This is a genomic window from Capnocytophaga sp. oral taxon 864, from assembly GCF_002998835.1.
Classification (GTDB): Bacteria; Bacteroidota; Bacteroidia; order Flavobacteriales; family Flavobacteriaceae; genus Capnocytophaga; species Capnocytophaga ochracea.
This window is the reverse complement of sequence record NZ_CP027232.1, coordinates 2,045,749-2,067,951: the sequence shown is the minus strand read 5'-3', so window position 1 is coordinate 2,067,951 and position 22,203 is coordinate 2,045,749. Positions and strand designations below refer to the sequence as shown.

General features: G+C 40.3%; 20 protein-coding genes. 12 read left to right on the top strand and 8 right to left on the bottom strand.

The genetic code is table 11. The annotated features are described in order from the left end of the window. Nucleotides 1-5: 5 nt before the first annotated feature. The 6 genes from C3V44_RS09240 to C3V44_RS09215 all read right to left on the bottom strand — a co-directional run bounded on the left by C3V44_RS09240 (nucleotide 6) and on the right by C3V44_RS09215 (nucleotide 6,858). Nucleotides 6-1,322 (bottom strand): UDP-glucose/GDP-mannose dehydrogenase family protein, encoded by a 1,317-nt coding sequence (locus C3V44_RS09240; RefSeq protein WP_106096262.1) that lies wholly within the window; start codon nucleotides 1,320-1,322, stop codon nucleotides 6-8. Next, nucleotides 1,319-3,244, bottom strand: a complete 1,926-nt coding sequence (locus C3V44_RS09235; protein ID WP_106096261.1) for a nucleoside-diphosphate sugar epimerase/dehydratase — start codon at nucleotides 3,242-3,244, stop codon at nucleotides 1,319-1,321. The genes C3V44_RS09240 and C3V44_RS09235 overlap by 4 nt, the downstream gene beginning before the upstream one ends. 67 nt (nucleotides 3,245-3,311) lie before the next feature. Further along, nucleotides 3,312-4,439, bottom strand: coding sequence for a DegT/DnrJ/EryC1/StrS aminotransferase family protein (locus C3V44_RS09230; RefSeq protein WP_106096260.1), 1,128 nt, complete (start codon nucleotides 4,437-4,439; stop codon nucleotides 3,312-3,314). 4 nt (nucleotides 4,440-4,443) lie between these two features. After that, nucleotides 4,444-5,037 (bottom strand): acetyltransferase, encoded by a 594-nt coding sequence (locus tag C3V44_RS09225; RefSeq protein WP_106096259.1) that lies wholly within the window; start codon nucleotides 5,035-5,037, stop codon nucleotides 4,444-4,446. Nucleotides 5,038-5,058: 21 nt separating this feature from the next. Then, a complete protein-coding gene (locus tag C3V44_RS09220) occupies nucleotides 5,059-5,682 on the bottom strand; it encodes a sugar transferase (RefSeq protein WP_106096258.1) in 624 nt (207 codons plus the stop codon). A gap of 78 nt (nucleotides 5,683-5,760) precedes the next feature. Next, nucleotides 5,761-6,858, bottom strand: coding sequence for a methyltransferase (locus C3V44_RS09215; protein ID WP_106096257.1), 1,098 nt, complete (start codon nucleotides 6,856-6,858; stop codon nucleotides 5,761-5,763). A gap of 1,258 nt (nucleotides 6,859-8,116) precedes the next feature. On the opposite strand from C3V44_RS09215, the gene C3V44_RS09200 reads away from it, so the two are divergent. The 12 genes from C3V44_RS09200 to C3V44_RS09145 all read left to right on the top strand — a co-directional run bounded on the left by C3V44_RS09200 (nucleotide 8,117) and on the right by C3V44_RS09145 (nucleotide 18,653). Next, nucleotides 8,117-10,234, top strand: a complete 2,118-nt coding sequence (locus C3V44_RS09200; protein WP_106096255.1) for a heparinase II/III family protein — start codon at nucleotides 8,117-8,119, stop codon at nucleotides 10,232-10,234. A 110-nt stretch (nucleotides 10,235-10,344) separates the two neighbouring features. After that, entirely contained in the window at nucleotides 10,345-11,757 is a 1,413-nt protein-coding gene (locus tag C3V44_RS09195) for a TolC family protein (RefSeq protein WP_106096254.1), read from the top strand. A gap of 180 nt (nucleotides 11,758-11,937) precedes the next feature. Continuing rightward, complete coding sequence (locus C3V44_RS09190) at nucleotides 11,938-12,921, top strand: HlyD family secretion protein (protein WP_106096253.1); 984 nt, start codon at nucleotides 11,938-11,940, stop codon at nucleotides 12,919-12,921. Nucleotides 12,922-12,969: 48 nt separating this feature from the next. Then, nucleotides 12,970-13,353 carry a VOC family protein gene (locus tag C3V44_RS09185; protein WP_106096252.1) on the top strand — a complete coding sequence of 128 codons (384 nt, stop codon included), beginning with the start codon at nucleotides 12,970-12,972 and terminating at the stop codon, nucleotides 13,351-13,353. Nucleotides 13,354-13,528: 175 nt separating this feature from the next. Further along, entirely contained in the window at nucleotides 13,529-13,882 is a 354-nt protein-coding gene (locus C3V44_RS09180) for an MmcQ/YjbR family DNA-binding protein (RefSeq protein WP_106096251.1), read from the top strand. 69 nt (nucleotides 13,883-13,951) lie between these two features. Further along, complete coding sequence (locus tag C3V44_RS09175) at nucleotides 13,952-14,461, top strand: hypothetical protein (protein WP_106096250.1); 510 nt, start codon at nucleotides 13,952-13,954, stop codon at nucleotides 14,459-14,461. Nucleotides 14,462-14,471: 10 nt separating this feature from the next. Beyond that, nucleotides 14,472-14,651, top strand: coding sequence for a hypothetical protein (locus C3V44_RS12405; protein ID WP_254425432.1), 180 nt, complete (start codon nucleotides 14,472-14,474; stop codon nucleotides 14,649-14,651). A gap of 47 nt (nucleotides 14,652-14,698) precedes the next feature. Next, nucleotides 14,699-15,310 (top strand): DUF4279 domain-containing protein, encoded by a 612-nt coding sequence (locus C3V44_RS12400; RefSeq protein ID WP_254425431.1) that lies wholly within the window; start codon nucleotides 14,699-14,701, stop codon nucleotides 15,308-15,310. 101 nt (nucleotides 15,311-15,411) lie between these two features. Further along, the gene (locus C3V44_RS09160) at nucleotides 15,412-15,822 is read left to right on the top strand and encodes a hypothetical protein (protein ID WP_106096249.1); all 411 of its coding nucleotides are present in this window, start codon (nucleotides 15,412-15,414) and stop codon (nucleotides 15,820-15,822) included. Next, complete coding sequence (locus tag C3V44_RS09155; protein ID WP_106096248.1) at nucleotides 15,819-16,301, top strand: hypothetical protein; 483 nt, start codon at nucleotides 15,819-15,821, stop codon at nucleotides 16,299-16,301. Before C3V44_RS09160 ends, C3V44_RS09155 begins: the two co-directional genes overlap by 4 nt. Before the next feature lie 26 nt (nucleotides 16,302-16,327). After that, nucleotides 16,328-17,479 carry an ABC transporter permease gene (locus tag C3V44_RS09150; RefSeq protein WP_106096247.1) on the top strand — a complete coding sequence of 384 codons (1,152 nt, stop codon included), beginning with the start codon at nucleotides 16,328-16,330 and terminating at the stop codon, nucleotides 17,477-17,479. Next, entirely contained in the window at nucleotides 17,466-18,653 is a 1,188-nt protein-coding gene (locus tag C3V44_RS09145) for an ABC transporter permease (protein WP_106096246.1), read from the top strand. The genes C3V44_RS09150 and C3V44_RS09145 overlap by 14 nt, the downstream gene beginning before the upstream one ends. Nucleotides 18,654-19,169: 516 nt before the next feature. Here C3V44_RS09145 and nrdG read toward each other — a convergent pair. Then, nucleotides 19,170-19,655 carry an anaerobic ribonucleoside-triphosphate reductase activating protein gene (nrdG, locus tag C3V44_RS09130; protein WP_106096245.1) on the bottom strand — a complete coding sequence of 162 codons (486 nt, stop codon included), beginning with the start codon at nucleotides 19,653-19,655 and terminating at the stop codon, nucleotides 19,170-19,172. Then, a complete protein-coding gene (nrdD, locus tag C3V44_RS09125) occupies nucleotides 19,636-21,426 on the bottom strand; it encodes an anaerobic ribonucleoside-triphosphate reductase (protein WP_016478206.1) in 1,791 nt (596 codons plus the stop codon). The genes nrdG and nrdD overlap by 20 nt, the downstream gene beginning before the upstream one ends. Nucleotides 21,427-22,203: the final 777 nt, after the last annotated feature.

Here is a 22,203-nt window from a genome sequence, read left to right as displayed (position 1 = left end):
TTTATTTATACTCCTATCTGTACGTACTCCCAACCCTTGTTTGGTAACTCAAAGGCATTATACTGATTCCTGCCATCAAAGATTACTTTTTCTTTTAGCATTTTAGCTATCTCGTCGAAATCGGGGACACGGAATTCTTTCCATTCGGTAAGCAAAAGTAAGGCGTCAGCTCCTTTTAGGGCTTCGTATTTGCTCTCTAAATAAGTAACCTCTACATCTTTTAGGTAACATACTTTTGCCTCGTGAACTGCTTTAGGGTCGTAGGCTTGTACTTTGGCTCCGCGTTTCACCAATTCTTTAATGACGTAAATTGCAGGAGCTTCGCGCATATCATCGGTTTCAGGTTTGAACGAAAGCCCCCATACAGCAAAGGTTTTGCCGCTGAGGTCTTCCCCATATTTGGCAACTACTTTCTGGGCAATCACTATCTTCTGACGGTTGTTCACATTGTCTACTGATTCAATCAGTTCTGCCTTGTAATCTACCTCTTCGGCTAATTTTTTTAGTGCCAATACGTCTTTCGGGAAACAAGAGCCCCCATAACCACAACCAGGGTAGATAAAACTATAGCCTATCCTGCTATCAGAGCCTATCCCTATACGCACTTTATTTACATCAGCCCCTACACGCTCACAGATATTGGCAATCTCGTTCATAAACGAAATCTTAGTAGCCAGCATAGTATTCGCAGCGTATTTAGTCATCTCTGCCGAACGAATGTCCATCGTGATAAAGCGTTCGTTTTGTAAGAAAAAGGATGAGTAAAGGGCTTTCATCTTAGTAAAAGCCTCCTCGCTATCAGCCCCTATTACTACGCGATCGGGCTTCATAAAATCCTGAATAGCTTTGCCTTCTTTTAAAAACTCGGGGTTGGACACCACGTGAAATTTGTAATTCACTCCGCGTTTATCCAAAGCAACTTGCACAGTAGTGCGTACCTTGTCGGCAGTGCCTACAGGCACAGTCGATTTGTCTACTACTATTAACTCTCCTTGCATTATCTCACCTATCTGTTGGGCTACCGAAAGCACATATTGCAAGTCTGCCGACCCATCATCACCCATAGGCGTGCCTACAGCTATAAAAGCTATCTCAGCACCTTTGATTGCCTCCGCAAGGTCAGTAGTGAAAAATAGTGTTTTAGCTAAATTGCTCTGTACCATTTCTTCCAATCCTGGCTCGTAAATAGGAATCACACCTTGTTTGAGCTTCTCTATTTTCTCAGAGTTTACATCTACGCAGGTTACTTTATTGCCCATCTCAGCGAAACAAGTCCCTGATACTAACCCCACATACCCAGTGCCTATGACTGCTATTCTCATTCTATTTTCTTATCTAAGGTTTCATATTCGGAGTTATTACTTTTAAACTCCTTTACTATTTGTTTTAATAAACGCACTACTTCTGTCTTATCCCCTTGCGTAGCTACCTCATACATTTGAGTAGTGAGCGCCTCTATCTCAGTAAACGACATTGAAGGGTCTTTGCTAATCATTATTTTCTTGTGGTGCGTAGGCATTGTTTTAGTACTGTCACTTAATAGTTCTTCATAGAGTTTCTCACCAGGGCGCAAGCCTGTGTACACGAGCTTGATATCTACGTTTGGTTCATAGCCTGATAGTTTAATCATACGAGTAGCAAGGTTGAGTATCTTCACGGGTTCACCCATATCAAAAACAAATATCTCGCCTCCTTTGCCCATAGTTCCTGCTTGAAGTACCAACTCACACGCTTCGGGTATAGTCATAAAGTAACGCACTATATCAGGGTGGGTGATGGTTACAGGACCTCCTTTTTCTATCTGTTTCCTAAAATGGGGGATTACCGACCCATTAGAGCCCAACACATTGCCAAAACGAGTAGTGATAAAAGCTGTTTTATTGCCTTCTTTGTTTTGTAAGGCTTGTACAAAAAGCTCTGCCACCCTCTTTGAAGCACCCATTACATTGGTGGGGTTTACAGCTTTATCAGTGGATATCATCACAAAGTGAGGTATTTCATATTTGTTAGCCAAAAGTGCTACATTTTTAGTCCCTTGTATGTTTACTAAAGCAGCCTCGTGCGGATTCTCTTCTATCATCGGTACGTGCTTATAGGCAGCCGCGTGATACACTACTGAAAACTTATGTGCTTTAAACACACTTTCTAAACGTTCATAATTAGTAATATCGGCTAAAACAAACTCAAAAGCGATATTCGGGAAACTCTCTTTAAGTTCTAACTCTATGTCGTATAGAGGCGTTTCTGCTTGGTCGAGCACAACTACTAAGGCGGGGGTGAAGGTAGCTATCTGTCGTATCAACTCACTGCCAATAGACCCCGCTCCTCCTGTCACCAATATATTTTTGTGGTAGTGTTTTTCGCGTACTTCTTCGTTATCTAATACTATCTGTCTACGCCCTAATAGGTCTTCTATTTGTATTTTATGAAGGTTAAATCCTTCTTTTTCTGGACGTAATTTTTGCAGTGCGGGGGTTTTGAGTATTTGCAAACCTTTGTCTAAACACACATTCACCCAAAAAGTCATCTCTTCTTTCGAAAGATGGTTCTTGTTTATGAGCACCCCATCAGCCTCTAATTCTTCACAAGGAGTATCTATAAATTTATCTTTTGAGATAATAGGTCTACCTAATAGAGTAGCCTGTTTAGGATTCGTACGCCCTGTAAGAAAACCTACTACCGAATAAGGAATGGCAGCATTGCCTATAATCCCATTGGCAAAAGCAACTGCTTCATCATCTATCCCCAAGATAAGAATACGCCTCTTAGAAGTACGCCTATTAATTTCTTTTACCAAATAGAAAAACTCTTTTACCGATAACCTAAATACAAATAGTATGATGAACGACACTGTAAAATATATCAGTAGAATAGGGTTCAACAACACTTTTTCACCTATAACGTGCAGACTTATCTTGTTAGCAATAAACATTGCTATTACCGTGCACCCACTTGAAAGCAGAATGCGAAACAAATCTCTAAAAGTAGAATACCGTATAATCCCTGAATAAGTACGGAAGATGAACATAAAAAAGATGTTCACCCCGATAACTAATAAATAGCGTTTGTAAAGAGGAATACTGTCGGGAATATATACCCCCAAGCGTTCTACTACAAAAAAGGAAAAGAATAGAGCTATAAATAGCAAAAACACTTCCATACACACCACTATCCAACGTGGGGTGTAACGGGCAGTAGCTAAGTTTACCAAAGTGCTATCACTATATGTATGTGCTTGAGGCATTGTTTTAAATATAAATGGAAAAATTTGCACAAAGGTACAAAATTCTTTTTAATTTTATAGAGACACTTTATAATTTCTTAAAAACGCCTTTTATTCTATCTCGGTCTGCATCAGTAAGATTAGAACCTGAGGGCAAACATAAACCATTGTTAAATAAGTGCTCACAGGTCTTTTTACCATAGTAAGGAGCTGAGGTAAACACAGGTTGCAAGTGCATAGGTTTCCACAAAGGGCGCGTTTCAATATTTTCTTCCAAAAAGGCTAATCGCAAGTCTTCTCTATCAAATCCTGTTTTAGTTTTATCAATGGTAATAGCCGAAAGCCAATAATTACAAAAGTAATCTTCATTGGGCTCTGTAAGTAATTTTATCCCTTCAATCCCTTTGAACAAATCGGCATAAAAAGCGTGCATCTTTCGGCGGGCTTCAATGCGCTGTGGCAATACCTCCATTTGTCCACGACCTATGCCTGCCGTAATATTGCTCATACGGTAGTTATACCCTATGTGCGAATGCTGGTAGTGAGGAGCGTTGTCGCGCGCTTGGGTGCTCAAAAATACAGCTTTATCTTTCTCTTCTTGAGTGTGACATACCAAAGCTCCTCCTCCTGAGGTAGTGATAATCTTATTGCCGTTGAACGACAGTACTCCAAATCTACCAAAAGTACCACAAGGTTTTCCTTTGTAAGTACTTCCTAAGGCTTCGGCGGCATCTTCCACCAATGGGATATCATACTTTTTACATAGAGTGAGCACCTCCTCTATTTTGAAAGGCATTCCGTAGAGCGATACAGCGATTACCGCTTTAGGCTTCTTGCCTTTCTTAATGCGGTCTTTAATAGCTTCTTCTAAGAAAACGGGAGAGATATTCCAGGTGCTCTCTTCCGAGTCTACAAACACGGGCGTAGCTCCTTGGTATACGATAGGGTTAGCAGAAGCTGAAAAAGTCATCGATTGACAGAGCACCTCATCGCCTGCTTGCACCCCACACTCTATAAGAGCTAGGTGCAAGGCTGCCGTACCCGCCGAAAGCGCCGATACTTTCACTCCATTGCCTAAAAAGTGCTGTAAATCCTCTTCAAAGCCATTTACATTAGGACCTAAGGGGGCTACCCAATTCTCCTCAAAGGCTTGATGAATATATTTTAGTTCATTTCCTCCCATATGTGGGGAAGAAAGCCATATTTTTTCTTTCATACTATTATTTTTTTATAAAATCTCCGGCATTTATAATACTTTGCTCAGCAATTGTTATGCCATTTGAAATGGTTGCATTACTACCTATAAAAGTCCCTTTACCTACTACAGTATCTCCATTTACTGTAGCACAAGTAGAAATGTGACAAAAATCACCAATTTGTACATTGTGTTCGATATTTGCTTTTGTGTTGATAATACAATGTTTACCTACTTTTGCCTTGGCATTGATGATAGCATTATGCATTATAACTGTTCCCTCGCCTATAGTAGCATATTTTGAAACATAGGCTAAAGGAGATACCACTGTGGCTAATCTTGCTTTACAAGACCCTAATAACAAGGCAATATCTTCTCTTACAGAAGATGATTTTATTTGACCTACTGTTATTAAGAAAAATACTCCTTCAGTAGATAATTCCTTCACTAAATCTCTATTGCCTAAAATAGGATAACCTAAAACATCTCCTTCCTTTGTGTCATCTAAAATTCCTTTGATATTGTATTTATCTTCTTGTTCAACAACATCAATTACGGAAAGACAATGACCTCCTCCTCCTATCAGTATAATATTGGGTTTGTTATTTTCTCCTTTCATTTATAAAAAATACTTGTCGCGCTACAAACTGCTTGTCGTGTTACAACCTCCTCTAAACTCCTCCATTGTAGCTTGTCCTTCTTGTGATATCCCTTCGCGTATAAACACTTTCTTTACCGTGAGAAGCAGTATTTTAAGGTCTAATACGAATGATTGGTGGTCTACATACCACACGTCCAACTCAAATTTCTTTTCCCAGCTGATAGCATTGCGCCCATTCACTTGCGCCCAACCAGTGATACCTGGTTTTACCTCGTGCCTACGCTTCTGAGTCTCGTTATACAAAGGTAAATACTGAGGCAATAACGGTCTCGGACCTATAACCGACATATCCCCTTTCAGCACATTCAGCAACTGCGGAATTTCATCAAGCGACGTCTTCCGTACAAAAGCCCCTATTTTCGTGAGTCGATCAGCATCAGGCAAAAGCTGTCCGTTAGCATCACAACGGTCGTTCATTGTTTTGAACTTGATAATCCTAAAAATGCGTTCTCCTTTCCCAGGTCGTAACTGATAGAAAAACGGTTTTCCGTTATTAGCAAACCACAATCCCACTGTCACCACTACAAAAATAGGACTCAGCACAATAAAGGCAATCAGTGCTGTAAGAAAGTCTAATACCGGTTTTATAATATTCTTATACATCTATTTTCTCTCAAAAATCACCCGTGTAGCTTCCACCTGCCTGTCGCACAACCACCATTAATCATTAACCACTAACCATTAACCATTAATCACTACCTTAAACAGCGTATGGCTATTGCCACTGCCTAAGTTGTCATAGATATCCACTACCTTTAGTCCAGCGCGTTCTACGCATTTTATCATATCACCCGAATAGTACATCTTGCTATTGCCGTTCGCCATTGCCGTAAAATACACACTGATTTGGGTAAGGCAATACGCCCCCGTTTCGTGTTGTTGTCTGTCCCAATAGGCTTCCAGAATATACAACTCGGTATGAGCGTCCATCGCAGCAGCTGCCCTACTGAGAATACTCGTTACTTCATCTTCTGAGAAGCAATCCAAAAACTGACTCATCCATATCACGTCAAAACCTTTCGGGAAAGGCACAGAGGCGTCCAACAGATTAGCCGGATAGCCTCCAATACGCTCAGCCCCTTCTTTGCCTGCGATATTGTTTTTCATCAAACCCAGTTGCTGAGGTAAGTCCATAATGGTTACCTGCACATCGGGGTTAAAGCTCACGGTCTTTAACGCAAAGCGTCCCGTATTACCTCCCACGTCTAAGAGCGTCTTTACAGGGCGTTTAAAAATGATATTTAAAGCATCTTCAAAAGAGTAATCAGAATAGTAATGGTCAAAAGCAAACCACTTTTCTTGCGCCTTTTTGGGCAATTGTGAGAGCCCCTCATAAATCGTAGGCCAAGACCCAAACACTTTAAGTCCCGCAGGTTTTCCTTCTTTAAGGGCTTCTTCAAGGTAAAACAACCCTTCGTAGCACACCTCTTGAATGAATTCCATATTCACACGGGTGCTCTTGTCGCGAAGCAAAAACCAGCCTGCTTTCGATATCGCAAAGCGGTCGCCCTCTTTCAAGAGTACCGTACCTATGGAAAGCGACGACTCCAAAAGTATTTTTACAGCATAGTCACTCAGCTGTGTTTTAGTCGCCACCTCCTGCATTGTCAATCCTTCAGGGGCATTGCACAAAGCCTCGAACACGCCGAGTTTTACCATTAGATGTGATATTTGGAACACCACAGGCGCAAAAGCAATCTCTTGAGCCAAGCGCTGAGCTTCCAAAGCCGTTTTTTGTTCAGCAGTGTATTGTTTTCTGATTGCTGGTGTTAAATTCATATGCTTAAATATCTCAGTTCAATAATTAAGGTGCAAATGTACAAATTAAATAGCAAATAACAATAAAAAAATTTTTCAGCTATCCGCCTTGCCTATTCCACCATCAAGTGCAATTTTTTCTTCCTTTGTGCCTCTTATTTTGATAGTGTCTCAAACTTTACCCAAATTCTAATCTGCAAGCAAAGTCTTAAAAAGCCATTTCGTAATTCGTAGCCTTGATTTCCGATGATTAGCCTCTCACCTCCCCTGCTACTTTATGTCTAACCGACGTCAATATAACTTTTATTATCAATCTTTTTTGAGAGCATAGCGGAAGAGGACTCTCAAGAATGTTCAGAATCTTTTTTTTGAAACCAAAAGTAGACAAACATCCCAACAAAAGAGAAGATCAGCACAGAAAATGTTTTCGACATCGCCTCATAGCTAAAATAAGGAACTTCTATAGCATAAAAGAAATTTACATAGAAAAACAACGCAATGCAAATTAAGATAAAGATTATAATATTTCTTGCTTTCATATCTCAAGCCTTTAAAAAATACAAAATATGACCTTAATAAGGTACAAAGATATAAAAATAATAAACACCAGTCAATATTGATTTAAAAAAAAGTTTTTCGTACTTTTATATTTTTCCGTCCCAACCTTTACCTCTCTATATCTCTTTTCTCAAATAGAGGGCAGGTGAGAGCTTTATTACTTTCTCTTTCCTTCGCCTCGAAACCCCGATTTTAACATTTTTAGTACTGTTATATCGTGTTATAAGTCAATTACTTATATACCCTTTCTATACCAATCGTCCAAGATTCGTATAAGCTTCCTATAAGCTCTCTATAAGCTAACCCCACCCTCCTTACACCCTTTTTTCACCAAAACACCCCTTAACCTACTTTTGGAAAATTCCGTTTTCTTCCGAACTCCTCAACCCTCCCCATTTGCTAATTCTCTCATTTTCTAATTTGCTAATTTCCCCTTCCGTACTACAGTTGCTTATCTCATTTTTTCATCGTAACTTTGCATCGTTGAAACAAATCACATTCCATTTATAAACAATATCCGAGTCAAACTCGTGTAATCTGTGTGTAGTCTGCGAGCTGGCATAGCAGAATATGTGTCTAAAGGCAACTTGTTGCCCATTTGTTTGATTTGTAAATATTTGTAAGATTTCTGTAGCGTAAGCTACACTTTTCTTACGTCGAACTCACCTTAAATATAGCAAAGCAACAAGAACAATTAAATAAACTAAAACATTCTTTACTTATGAAAAAAGCAGTATTTATGATGCTATGGACTCTGATAATAGCGATGCTATCGTGTCGTAAAGATACAGACCCTGATGAGCAAGAAATAATAGGCGTTGTTCGCACCGAACACCCACGCCTTTTTATTACTAAAGAAGATATTCCGAATATCAAAAACGTTGCCCAAAACTCGGCTCTGGATACGTATACCGAAACTAAAAGAGATGTGGATAAGCTCTTAAATGAACCTATCTCTTTTGAAAATCCTACCGCGGTGAATGGTACTGATAACGGCTTGAAAATCTCCAAAGTATCGCAAGTCGCCATATTATATTTGATAACGGGTGAAGCAAAATATCTCGACTATACCAAAAAATTCTTACAAAAAATCACTGAATATTACCGCCTTCGGGTAAGTCACAACTTGAATGCTGATTGGTATGTGTTTCCTCAAATCAATGCATTATGTGCTTATGATTGGATTTACAACTACTTAACTCCCAAAGAACGCGAGCAAATAGGCAAACCTCTTTATCAGGTAATGATGGATATTGCTTGGCACGGAAAGGGATTACGCCCAGAGCGCAATCGGGAGAATACAGGGGGATACAATACAGGGTTTTATGGCACAGACGCCCTACCGTGGTATATAGGTATCACTTTTCACAACGACGGTATTGATAACGCACGCTGTGAAGATATGTTTCAAAAAGGATTTGCCCTAAATATGAAAATGGCAGAATATCGTCGTGATATTATCGGTATGAGCGGAGGGGCTGTCACAGGGTGTGTAGGCTATTCGTTAGGTGCTTATCCTATCGCCGATTTCAATTTCATTCGCAGTCATCGCGCAGCCACAGGCGTAGACCTCTCTCAAAGGCTCAACTACGTATTCAAATATTTGGACTATATCGATTGGAATCGCTTACCAAACAATCGCGAGTTTGGCTTTGGCGACAGTTATCACTACGATTGCTTGCTCCCCGAAAGAGACATCAATTATCACCTGAGAGAGATAGCCTCTCTTTATGGAAGTTCTACCAATATACAACGCCTGTTAGGCTTATTCGATAAGAAACACTATACAGAACGACTACTCTTTATGCCGTTCTTACAAAAATATCCTCAAGGAACTCAGGGAGCGACACCTTCAGGTAAAGGTACCGTGTATTTCGAGGGTACGGGAGAAGTCATTATGCGTTCAGGAACAGGCGAAAACGACACTTATGCTCTTTTTGTGAGCGGAGGGAAAACCTCTTACCACAAGCACTTCGATAACAATCATTTCACTATCTACAAAAAAGGTTACCGTGCGTTAGATACAGGCACACGCCCCGAACCTGGCTGGCATTTGTCGCATTACTACGCCCGTACGGTAGCCCATAACTGCGTAACTATCAGAATGCCCAATGAAAAAATGCCCGAATACTGGGGCGGAGGGGCTTCTACCGAAAACAAGTTCGAACCTATCCCCAACGATGGCGGACAAAACAACATATTAGGCTCTGTGCTGAAAGAGAAGCGTATCACTGACGATTATGTATATCTCGCCTCCGATGCTACCAAAAGCTACAACAGCCAAAAAGCCTCCTTAGTCGTGCGTGAATTTATATATTTCTACCCCGACCTTTTTGTAGTGTTCGATAGGGTAACATCTACCGACAAAAATTATCCCAAAACGTGGCTGATACACACCATCAACGAACCTGTGATGAAAGGTAGCAGAGAGTTCTCGGAAACTTCCGACGGAGGCAAGATGATTTGCCGTACTTTATTCCCTGCCAACGCTACACTTACTAAAATAGGAGGAAGTGGAAAGGATTTCTGGTCTGACGGACGCAACTGGCCTCTACCCAAACTCACTCCACAAGATTACGGGTATAATATGAACCTCCCACCCGCCAATCACCCACAATTGGGACATTGGCGTATAGAAGTGAGCCCACAAACAGCTTCTAAAGAAGACTTGTTTATGCATATTATCCAAGTAGGCGATACAGCTCTTTCCGATTTACCCCGCACTGAAACCTTTGAAAATACAGCTCAAATAGGGGTAAGATTCACCTACCAAGGAAAACGATATATTTTAACCTTTGATAAAACAAAGTCATACGGCTGTCAAATAGAGAAGAAATAAATTAAGAGGCTTTATTTTTTAATCTATCTTAAAAACTTTGCAAACAAACGAGTCGTTCATCTGGAAAAATCGCCGTAATTTTGCCCCGTAGAAATAAAAAGTTTTCTTTTATGAAAAAATATACTTTACTATGCCTCTTCGTTATAGGGATAACAGCTTCATTACGAGCGCAATCACTATCGTTTGATGATGCACTTAGCCAGATGCGTTCAGGCAACCAAAAACTCAAAGGCATCGAAAAACAAACCGAAGCAGCCGATTATAACCGCAAGTCATTCCGTGGGCTCTATCTGCCCCAACTGAGCCTTAACGCGAGCTATATGCACCTCTCCGACCCGCTTTCGTTGGACTTTAACGAGTATAAGGCGCCCTTACAAAGTGGCTTACAGGGATTCGCAACCCAGGTGCCTGCCCCTATGCGTCCGCTACTCACCCCCCTACTTGGCAGAATACAACCACTTTTTGCCCAAGACTGGCGCTATGAGTTCCAAAAACAAGACATTTGGAAAGTAAGCGCCGATGCCAAATGGGTGCTTTTTGCTGGTGGAAAGGTGCGCGTAGGCAATCGTGTGAGTGCGCTCAACACCGAAATAGCCACCGTAGAGAGTAAAAAAACCGAAAATGCTCTCATCAGTGAGTTGGCGGAACGTTATTTTCAAGTACAGTTAGCTCAAAAAGCGTTGGAAGTGAGAAAACAGTCGTTTGAAACAGCGCAACATCACTATGAAAATGCCCAAAAGCTCGAAAAAAACGGAATGATAGCTTCCGTAGAAACAATGCAAGCTAAAAAAGCCGTTACCGATGCCGAGCGTGAGGTGATGGCTGCTGAAAAGGACATACAATTAGCGCAAACGGCTCTCTATGGCGTAATGGGCACTACCGAGCAACCGCTCACTGCCCTCACCTCCGAACTTTTTGAGGTGGCACCTCTCCAATCGCTTGAATACTACCAACAGCAAGCCAAAGAGCACTACCCTATGATTGTACAAGCCAAACTGAAAGCTCAAATGGCTACCCAAAGCGTAAAAGCGCAACAAGCTGCTTATTTGCCCGATGTAGCCGTAGTAGGTAAAAAGTACTTGTGGAGCGAAAATCTGCCTTTAACCGAACCCGATAACTGGGTAGTGGGTGTAGGGTTACAGTGGAATCTCTTCAACGGTTTGCAGGACAAAAACAAGATAGCCCAAGCCAAAGCAATGCGTGAGAGTGTGGAGCTCATCACTGCACAAGCCGAAAAAGATGTACAAACCTTAGTGAAAAAACAGTACACCGAGATTGAAAAGCAACGCGAACAATACCTCAGCTTAGAAGAGAGTTTGCGTTTTGCCGAAGAGCTCATACGTGCCCGCGACAAAGCTTTTGCCGAAGGTCTCTCCACCTCCACCGATGTAGCCGATGCCAACCTTTATTTGGCTTCTATTAAAATCAAACGCTACCAAGCCCTTTTTGAAATGGACAAAACCCTCGCCCAGCTCCTCGAAACCTGCGGAATGAGCGATAAATTCAGCGAACAAGTAAGGTAGAGCGACACAAATGCTCTTACCTCTTATCATACGCTGGCGCGAGCTTGTAGCTCATTCCTAAAAGAAAGCCACAAGCAGAATTAACACATTACAAAAATAATAACCATAATAACACCCTTGTTTTTATCCTATTTATGGATTGTCCCCCTTCGGGGGAACGGGGGCTAAACTAAATAAACAATGAAAAAGAAAAACATCACCGGTCTTATTGTAACAATCACTGTATTTGCAGTAGTTCTTATTCTTTCTATCTACTTTTTTACTAACCGCGAACCTGTGTATTTGCAAGGTCAGGTAGAAGCCAAACAAATCAACGTTGCCCCCAAAGTACCTGGTAGGGTGAAAGCTATCTACAAGCAGGAAGGCGACCAAGTGCACAAAGGCGACCTTCTTTTAGAACTCGAAAGCACTGAACTCGATGCCAAACTCTCTCAAGCCGAAGCGGCACGTTTGGCAGCACAAGCTCAATCCGACAAAGCACAAAGAGGAGCTCGTAGCGAACAGATTCAAGGGGCTTACAATGTATGGCAACAAGCCCAAGCAGCTGCCCAGCTCGCTGAAAAAACCTATCAGCGCGTGAGCAACCTCTATAACGAAAAGGTATTGCCTGCCCAAAAGAAAGACGAGGCTTACACTCAAATGGTTGCCCTTCAAAAACAAGCCGAAGCAGCTAAATCACAATACGAAATGGCGAAAAACGGAGCTCGTGTAGAGGATAAGACCGCTGCCCAAGCGCTTGTAGCCCAAGCGCAAGGGGTCATTACTGAGGTAAATGCCTATAAAGACGGTGCTAAAGTGTTCGCCCCTTCCGATGCCGAGATACAAACCATTATCCCCAACGAAGGCGAAATCGTGAATGCGGGTTACCCTGTGATGAACCTTATCGATACCCAAGACGAGTGGGTGATATTCAACATACGCGAAGATAAAATGGCAGATTTCAAGATAGGTACTAAATTCAAAGGCATCGTGCCGGCGCTTGCCAATCAAGTGATAGAATTGGAAGTAAAACACATAGCCGTACAAGCCGATTTCGCCACTTGGACAGCTACCAAAAGCAAAGGCGACTTCGACAAGAAAACTTTCGCTATCAAAGCCTACCCCACTCAAAAAGTAAAGGATTTAAGACCAGGTATGTCGGTATTAGTTGAAGAGAAAAATTAACCGATTAACTCATCAGAAAATTGAGCCATCAATAAGTAAATTGTTTTTATGAAAATAGACCATATTGCTTTATATGTAAAAGATTTGGAAGTATCTAAAGCCTTTTATGAGACTTTCTTCGGGGCAAAATCAAACGAGTTGTACCATAATCCTAAAACAGGATTACGCACCTACTTTCTAAGTTTTGATAGTGGCACTCGTTTGGAAATAATGTGGAAACCCAACCTCAGTGAACCTTTGGACAAGGTGACGAGTGAAGGACTCATACACTTTGCCTTCAGTGTAGGAAGCAAGGAAGCTGTTGATGCACTTACTCAGAAAATCGTAAATGAAGGCTATGTGTGTTTTAGTCTTCCTCGTACTACAGGTGATGGGTATTACGAAAGCGTTATTCTTGACCCTGATGGCAATATGGTGGAGATTACAGTTTAATGAGGTAGTAAGATACATATAGCTTAAGCGAACAATGAGCGAAGGATAAGAGAAGGTTAAGTGTAAGTGTACTCACCAAGAGGCTACCGCAAGAGAGTGTCGGAAATGTAGTCTTATATTCAATTGATAATAAGGAAAGGGCCCCCTCTTACCTCTTATCTCTTACTTAAACAAAATGAACATAGAAACCTTTAGAGATTTTTGCTTAACTTTGCCTCACGCTACGGAGGATATGCCTTTCGGGGAGGACTTTTTGGTCTTCCGAATGGCGAATCGTATCTTTACACTGATGAACCTAAACCGCGTGCCTATGAGTGTTAGCCTCAAATGCGAACCTGAGCGTGCGGTAGAGCTCCGCGAGCAGTACCCCGATAAGATTGTAGCAGGCTATCACCTGAATAAAAAACATTGGAATACCGTGCTTTTAGAGAGTCTGCCTGAAGCCCTTATCAAAGAAATGGTACAGCACTCTTACGACCAAGTACTTGCCAAAGTACCAAAGAAGGAAAGAGAAGCGTTAGGGGTGTAAACTCCGTAATCTTTCTTAGGATTGGGAATATCCGTGATAATTTAGAAAAACAACAAAAATTAATTAGAAATGAAAAAGAAAAAACTTTGGATACTTTTTATCATTACTACTTCAGTATATGCCTATTTGATGTTGGTAACCGTACCAGCTCTTAAAGCAATGGCTGGAGGAATGGATATTTTAGATGTGCCTCCGTTTTATGATGCTACTTACATTCAAGAGCTATTTAGGCGTTTAGGTGAAGAAGGTCGCCATTTCTATTTATACCGACAAATTCCTGTGGATATGATATATCCCGGTCTGTTTGCTATTACCTACTATCAACTGATACGTTTCTTTTTAGAAAAACTCAACCGAAGAAAGCTCCTTTTCTTATCATATTTCCCGTTAATAGGAGGTATTTTTGATTATTTCGAAAATTTCAGTACCATTACAATGCTCACACACTATCCTGAAAACTTATGGATAGAGACCTTAGCGCCCTATTTTTCTCTTATGAAATGTATCTTTGTGGTACTTTCTTGGGTATTATTTTTTGTATTAGGAATTACAACATTCATAAAAGCAAGAAAACAATAAAACAACTACAATGAAAGAAGTACCCACTTTTACTTTTGGAGCACAAAACCTCCCCGATAAAGAATACCACCAATGGCTAATAGAAATCAAACAACAATTCCAGCAATCGCAAATCAAAACAGCCATAAAGGTGAATACTATCCTTTTAGAGTTCTATTGGAGCTTGGGTAGCGATATCGTAAAAATGTAAACCGAGAAGGCTTGGGGTAGTGCTTTATCAACCAACTGAGTTTAGATTTGAGAGAAGCCTTCCCTGAAGCTACTGGTTTTTCATTGAGTAATATTAAATATATAAGACAATGGTATTTATTTTATTATCAAGAGCTTACAAAAAGCCACCAAGTTGGGGGCTTTTTAGAGATGCCGATGGGCATGCCTCTTATCAGCTCAAAGAAATCATCGATAACACTATCGCTGAATTTGAAAAAAACAAACTTAAAAACTTTTACGAATAGAATGACACAAAGTAAATTAACTTTTATTGTTTATGGCGATATGTTTGATATAGATGAGTTTTCTAAAATCATAAATATATCCCCTACCGAATTTGCTTACAAAGGTGATAAACTAAAATTTAGGATAAGTACAGAAACATTTTGGGAATATTCATTTAAAGATATTATATCTCTTTATGTAGAAGATAGTTTAAAGCCTCTTAAAAAAATTATAACCCCAAGAATTGAGGAGATATCTTCATTTATACAGAAAAACAATTTAAAATCTATAATGCGTTTCAAAGTTGAAACAAATAAAGAACCTGCTCCAGCAATAGTTTTTGAAAACAATACTATCAATTTGCTAAGCAAACTAAACAGTTCTATTGATTTAGATTTGTACATCTATGATTGATAGAAAATGAAAGAAAGTATAAAACTGCTACAAACTTAAAACCTTATAAACATAGAACAATTAACAAAATGTTTAAAATTTAAAAATATAATTTTGCTCTTGTGAATTACAATATACTTGCCCCTCTATTAATAGCTGTTTTGGCTTGGGCGTTTATACTCATTTGGTTTTCCAAGAAAAACAAACAAGAAAGGATGAAAAGGCAACAACTTTTAGCCCAGATAAAAGAACAACTCCCTATTCCCACATTCAAAGAGTTGTTACAAGCTTTAGAAGCCTTGAACTATAACCCTGCTCAGTGCTATTTTAAAACAAATACTTTTGAGCAAGGAAATGTAGCTGTGGATAACACTTGTCTTCTGCAACGAGAAAACCAATGGGCGGTATGCCTTGCCGATACTCGTTGCTTCTGTGATGAACAGTCTTTTGATAGCGAACAAGAAGCCTGCGAAAACTTTGTATATAAATATTTTCTCCTTAGTAAAGAAGAAATTAATTGGTTAAAGCAATGAACACATCTAATTATACCACCAAGTTTGGCACTCTTGCTTTCTCACAAAAAGTGGGAGACGAGTATTTTTGGGAGGCTTCATATCAGTGGAAAAGTGATTTCTATAAAGAAACTTTACAGCTACCTTTTTCTGTGTTTAGCAAAAGTGAAACCATCACAGCAGATACTATTGCTTTTATTGAACAGATCCTTATCAGTGCAGATAGGTTGGTTGCTAAAGCACTTTCTTATTTTCAAGAACAACTGCTGATATGCTCAGAAGGCTTTCATCTTTCAGAAGAAGAAAAACGATTGTTAAGTGTTCCCTTGCAAGAAGTTCCTTTTGAAAGTCCGCAGTTCCTATTCTATGACAACAAAGAATGGATATTGCATTTTGCCGGAGGTGGTTTCAGCTTTTGCGAGCCTTATGGAGTTTCTTTTCATTTTAAAGAAGAAACCCCTATCTTAATAGAAAACTTAGAAGACGCTGAAGAAATCTAACTAATTAGCTAATTGACAAATTAATTATGTATTTATTTAAAAAAGAATGCAAGAACCTTTTCCTATCACCCAAACGGCTGTTTTACGTTTTGGTGTTTCCCTTGGTTATCTTTGGGTTCTTTGCGGCGGTATTCTACAAAGGAGTACCACGCGACCTCCCTATGGCGTATATCAATTACGACCAAAGTCAGCTGTCCGAGAACCTTTTGCGTATGCTTGATGCTACCCCTAACATCGACCTAAAAATCAAACTCACCGATGAACAAGAAGCCCAACGACTTATCCAGCAACAGCAGATAATGGGCTTTATCGTTATCCCTGCCGACTTTCAGCAGAAACTATTCAAAGGTGAAAACCAATCAGTGATTTGCTATACCAATAGTCAGTTTATGCTGGGGGCAAGTCTTATCCAAAAGGATTTCCAAACTACCGTAGGGATGTTCTCAGCAGGCTTGGTGATGAAAAAGAAAATGCAAAAAGGGCAACAAACTGAGAAGGTACGCGCCGAAGCTCAACCCGTAAAGGTAGACGACCACGGTCTATACAATCCTTATTCTAATTATGCCTATTACCTGCTCACAGCACTCTTGCCAATGATGCTCCAAATGATTGTAATGATGGTAACGGTGTATGTATTAGGAGTAGAATTCCGCTACCATCGAGGGAAACAGTGGCTCAAACAAGCAGGTGGCAGTCCGCTGAAAGCCCTTGTGGGGAAACTCTTCCCTTATACCTTAGTGCTCCTTTTTGTAGCGTGGTGGATGAATTACCTCCTCTTTGAGCTTATCGGGGCTCCTTTGCATATCCCAATGCTGAATGTGGTGCTTATTACTTTTGCCTTAGTACTCGTCTATCAGATTATCGGGATTACCTTTGTGTCTATGCTTCCCGATTTCCGTACGGCTCTGACAGTAGGTAGTGGTTTTACAGCGATAGCCTTCTCATTTGCAGCTTATACTTTTCCTATGGAAGGGCTACCTAAGAGTTTGCAGTATTTAGCGCAAATTTTTCCGTATGCTCATTTTATGAAATACTATGTAAATCGCGCCATTAAGGGCATTCCTGTAGAGATGACGTGGCAACCGCTTCTGGCATTATTGCTCTTTGGACTGTTGCTTATAGTGGCTTATCCTATGTTTGTGAAAAAGATAAAATCAGGAGGTTATGAAACAGTTTAAAAGTTACATATATCAAAGTTCAGCCGATTTCACTCGTGCGATGCTTTGGGAAGCCAAATATATATTTCGCGACAAGGCGGTATTCTTTTCGTTTGTAATTGTAGCGATTGCCGTGTCGTTTATCTATACTTATCTCTATTCCGAAGAGACCTTGCAAGAGCTTCCTATTGGAGTAGTAGATGAGGATAATACAGCCCAAAGCCGTCAGTTGTTACGTATGATTGATGCCACAAGTCAGACCGCTATTTACAGCAGTTACCTCAACCTCACCGAAGCTCAGAGAGCCTTTCAGCAGGAGAAAATACGGGGGATAGTAGCCATTCCCAACGGTTTTGCACGTGACCTACAACGCGGAGAACAACCCACTATATCGGTCTATGCCGATGCTTCTTATATGCTTTATTACAAGCAAATACTTACCGCCGCTAAAGTGTCGGCTACTTACCTGAATGCAGGGGTTGAGGTGAAACGCACTTCGGCACAAGGCAAACTCCCTACCCAAGCACGCGATGAGGCAATGCCCGCGAGTGCCCAAGTAGTGAGCTTATACAATCCCTCTTTAGGTTATGCTACTTTCCTTATTCCCATAGTGCTTGTAATTATCTTTCAAACTACCATACTCACTGCCGTAGGTATGTTAGGAGGAACGATGCGAGAAGGCAACAAACTTAAAAAAATATATCCTAACTCCGATAGTTTCTGGGGAGCTTTGCCTATTGTAATGGGGAAAGCTACTACTTATTTAGCCTTTTCAATGGTGATATTACTCATTATTTTAGGAATTATAATGCCATTGTTTGGCATTCCTGTACGTAGCACGATACTAAGCACTATGGTTTTTATGATACCTTTTATCCTGTCGATTGTATTTATGGGGCTTTGCTTGCTGAACTTCTTGCGCCGTCGTGAAGATGCGATTATGCTTATTATGTACACCTCTTTACCTGCTGTGATGCTTACCAGCTTTTCGTGGCCTACCGTAGCGATGCCCGAATGGCTGAGTGTTTTTTCGTATATTGTACCTACTACCTTAGGGAGCAAGGGTTTTATTTCTATTACCCAGATGGGTGCTCATCTCACTACCATTATGCCGTATTGGATGGGAATGTGGGCACTGTGTTTGGTGTATTTAGTATTAGCTACCTTCACCTTAAAGAGAGTACTAAATAAATAATAAAAAGAGAGCGACTTAATTAAGTCGCTCTCTTTTATTCCTTATTGTTTGCCTTTCGTATGTTGTAGTCTATCACTCCCATCACACAAGCGATAATAAAAGAAGAGATAGCTGTACGTGTTATTTGTCATTATAATGTCCAAAAGCTGAAAGTACTTCTACCTTTTTCTCCTCTTCAAAAACTTCGTATATAAACCGATGTTTTCCATTAGTCAAACATCAATTTTCTCAGTTCTTCCCTACTCATTTGTATTTTTTTACCAGCCCTTGCACGGTCTATTTTAGCAAAAAAAGCTTCCTTAGTCATCAGACTTTCATCTTTTTCTTCTTTGACGACCTTAGGTAGCTTTAAGACTCTTCAAAATTCTTTTAATAAAAGGAAAATCTCCTGCTTGTATTTCTGATTGGAATGTAATTTTTGCTACTCCCATAGTCTTAATATTTTTTGCAAAGATAGAAATAATTTATCAATTAGCTAATAATGAACTTTAATAAAGTATGAAACATAAATCCCTTTTAGCTCTTTCCTTTTACCTTTAAAAACACTTTGTTCATCACCTCTCCGGTTTGTAGGTTTAAAAACTCTTGATTGGTGGTGGGGCTGTCTAAGCCACCGAGTTTAGGTAACCATTTGCCGGTTTTGATGTAGTCTAAACACCCTAACAACTCAGGGTATTTGCGCTGTACTTGCTTGAGGTTGAGTCCTGTATAGAGTGCCGTTTTCAGCCGTTTGCACTTCACTTGGAAGATAAGCGAGAGCAGGGTCTCTACCTGCCACTCGCCTCCCATAAACAGCACACAGCTTATCATATCTTCATACTTGCTAAGCAGTTGTTCCAAACCTTCATTAGTAAGCGCACAGCCTTTGCTACCGTCCCAAATATATTCGGAATGGCAACCTTCGCAGCCTAACGGACACCCTGTGATGGTAAAACACAGGGATATCTCGTTGGGTACTTCTTGGAGGACTATATCGTAACTGCTATACCGTAGCGTTCCCATAGTAACGTATTTTAGCTTCTTTTTGTCGGTCTTTAGAGAAATTAGTGATGCGTTTGAGATAGCCTATCACCCGTGTCGCGTGGTCGATATTTTCAGAACCACAATGGGTGCAGTGGTCGTGCGTGTGTTTATCGATATAGCCACAATCGTTGCACACGGTTACGCATATATTAAAGCAGAAGTAGTTACAACCCGTTTTAGCGGCTACATTTAGCAACTTATAAAAACCTTCGGCAGTAGTGTATTCTTCGAGATTGCAGTGGTAAGCCGAACCGCCGTCTAAGTACTGTATATAGTCGTTTCCGTGTAAATAGAACTTATCGATAAGGTTTTGAGAGCTATCTTCCACAATGTAGAAATACGAATTGTAGCAATCGCGTGGCACTTGCAAGCCATCGGCTTTGTCCCAAGCAGCATTCTTCACGCCTAAGTTCTCGGCAGGTACAAACTCGGTATTGAACATAAAGCCGTATTTGCCTTTAGCTTCCTTATTTTTGTCGTAAATTAGTTTGAGGTTTTTGTTGATGAATGCTTTATAGTCGGGGTTGTCGGAAATGCGAATCCCTAAATACTCGGCAGCTTCCACCATTCCGTTGATACCAACGGTGAGGAATTGCTTATCAAGTGAGATGAAGCCCGCATCGTACACCGGTAACATACCCGCATCTTTGTAATCCTGAACAATAGCGCGATAAGCTACTTGGTATTTATGGATATTATCTAAGGTGCGTTCCAACGACAAGTGTTTTTGGTAGAGGCGATTCATATTAATGGTTATCACATTAATACTACCGGTAGAAACACCTCCTGCCCCGAGTGAATAACTAAAGGTATTATCGGAAATTTCATTGCGCAAACGACAGCAACTTGCCAAGGAGTCGGCGTTATCTGATTGATATATAAAGAAGGCATTCCCCTCGCTGAGCTCTTTGGCACAGAAGCGCGCAAAATGCTCGTCGTACACGTGTTTGTCCTTAGTGAGCATTGCTGCGGTTACCACAGGGAAGGTGAGTATCGCCTTGGTGCGCTCGATATTGAACCAATGCATAAAGAACTGTTGGAGCTTGTCTAAAGACTCATAAGAAGGTTTGCTACCATCGGGGTAAACGAATGTACCGAACATCGAATCGAAATAAGGGCGGTCATACAGCGATATGTTCCAAAATACTGACTGATAGCCACGTGCTGCTGCTGGCTGATTGATAGCGTATACTACGTGTTGCAGTTCGTTTTCTATCACTTCACGATGGGTATTGAGATAATCGTCGCCATAGTCTTTGCGCGCAAAATGGTCGAAGTACATTAGGAACTCTACTGTGGCTACTGCTCCTGCAAATTGTGAGGAAACGGAAAAGAGGAAGTTCACGAACGACCCGCAATAGCTTGCCAAGTGTTGTGGAGCTTTGCTTTCACCGCCGAGTTTTACGAGCCCGTCCAAGAGCAAAGGATACATCGAAACGCTCACACAATAAGGTTTGAGGCTCGTTTCGTCGTGCACGTAGATTTCGTGTTCCTCAATCTGACGGATATACTCATCGGCTAATTCTTTGCCAAAGAGCTGTTCGATTTTGTGAGACACGAGCGAACGGTTCACTTGGATATTGATATCTTTATTGAGTTCTGCCTCCATCGTAGCGATGTTTTTATGTGCCACATTGGCATTGGCATCGAAGAGAGACCCAGTAGCGGCATTGTGAGATTGTAGGTAATTTTCGATGAAATTACGCTTTGTTTGAAGCTGTTCAGCTGTAAGCTTGGTGAATTTAGACATAATTTTTTATTTTATTATTATTTCAGATACAAATTTTAATTTCTCGAGCATTAAGTTTCCAAGTTGTAATGATAATGGTCACTAATTTCTCTATTTTATTAACAATTTTCAAGTATGTGATGTATAAGGAATGTTTATATAATACAAACATAGCCTAATGAGTTTATTTTTAACCCTCTTCTTTTAGTTAGAGAGAAAGAAAGTGCTGAGTGATTTATATAAATCACTCATTTATAACGCATTGAATAATGTTGCTTTTATAAGTTCCCTAAAAAGGGGAAGTGTTTTTTCCTTAGTTGCTGGGGCAAAGATACGGAATAAAGTGACAAGTTTTCAACAAAAACAAAATAGTTATCAACACAGTTATTAACAATTTTAGTGAACATTTTGATAGTTATAAAGTTAGGACAAATACATTTTTATAAGTTATAAATGCTCTAAAAATTTCTGTCGTTGAACCTCACTTTTATATCTTCCTGATTCTAAAAATAAAAGTTTTCAGTACCTAAACACTTTTTGAAATATACTTTTAATTAGAAAAGGCCATAGTCCATAGGCATTAGGGGGAGAAGCGACGGACGATTAACTTTGCCAAAGGTGCAAGCCAAAGTCAGCGAGAGCTCACAGCTGGGTATGTGGGGGTGGGAAAATTAGCAAATTAGAAAATGAGAGAATTAGCAAATGGGGAGGGTTGAGGAGTTCGGAAGAAAACGGAGATTTCCAAAAGGAGGTTGAAGGGAATTTTGGTGAAAAAAGGGTGTAAGGAGGGTGGGGTTA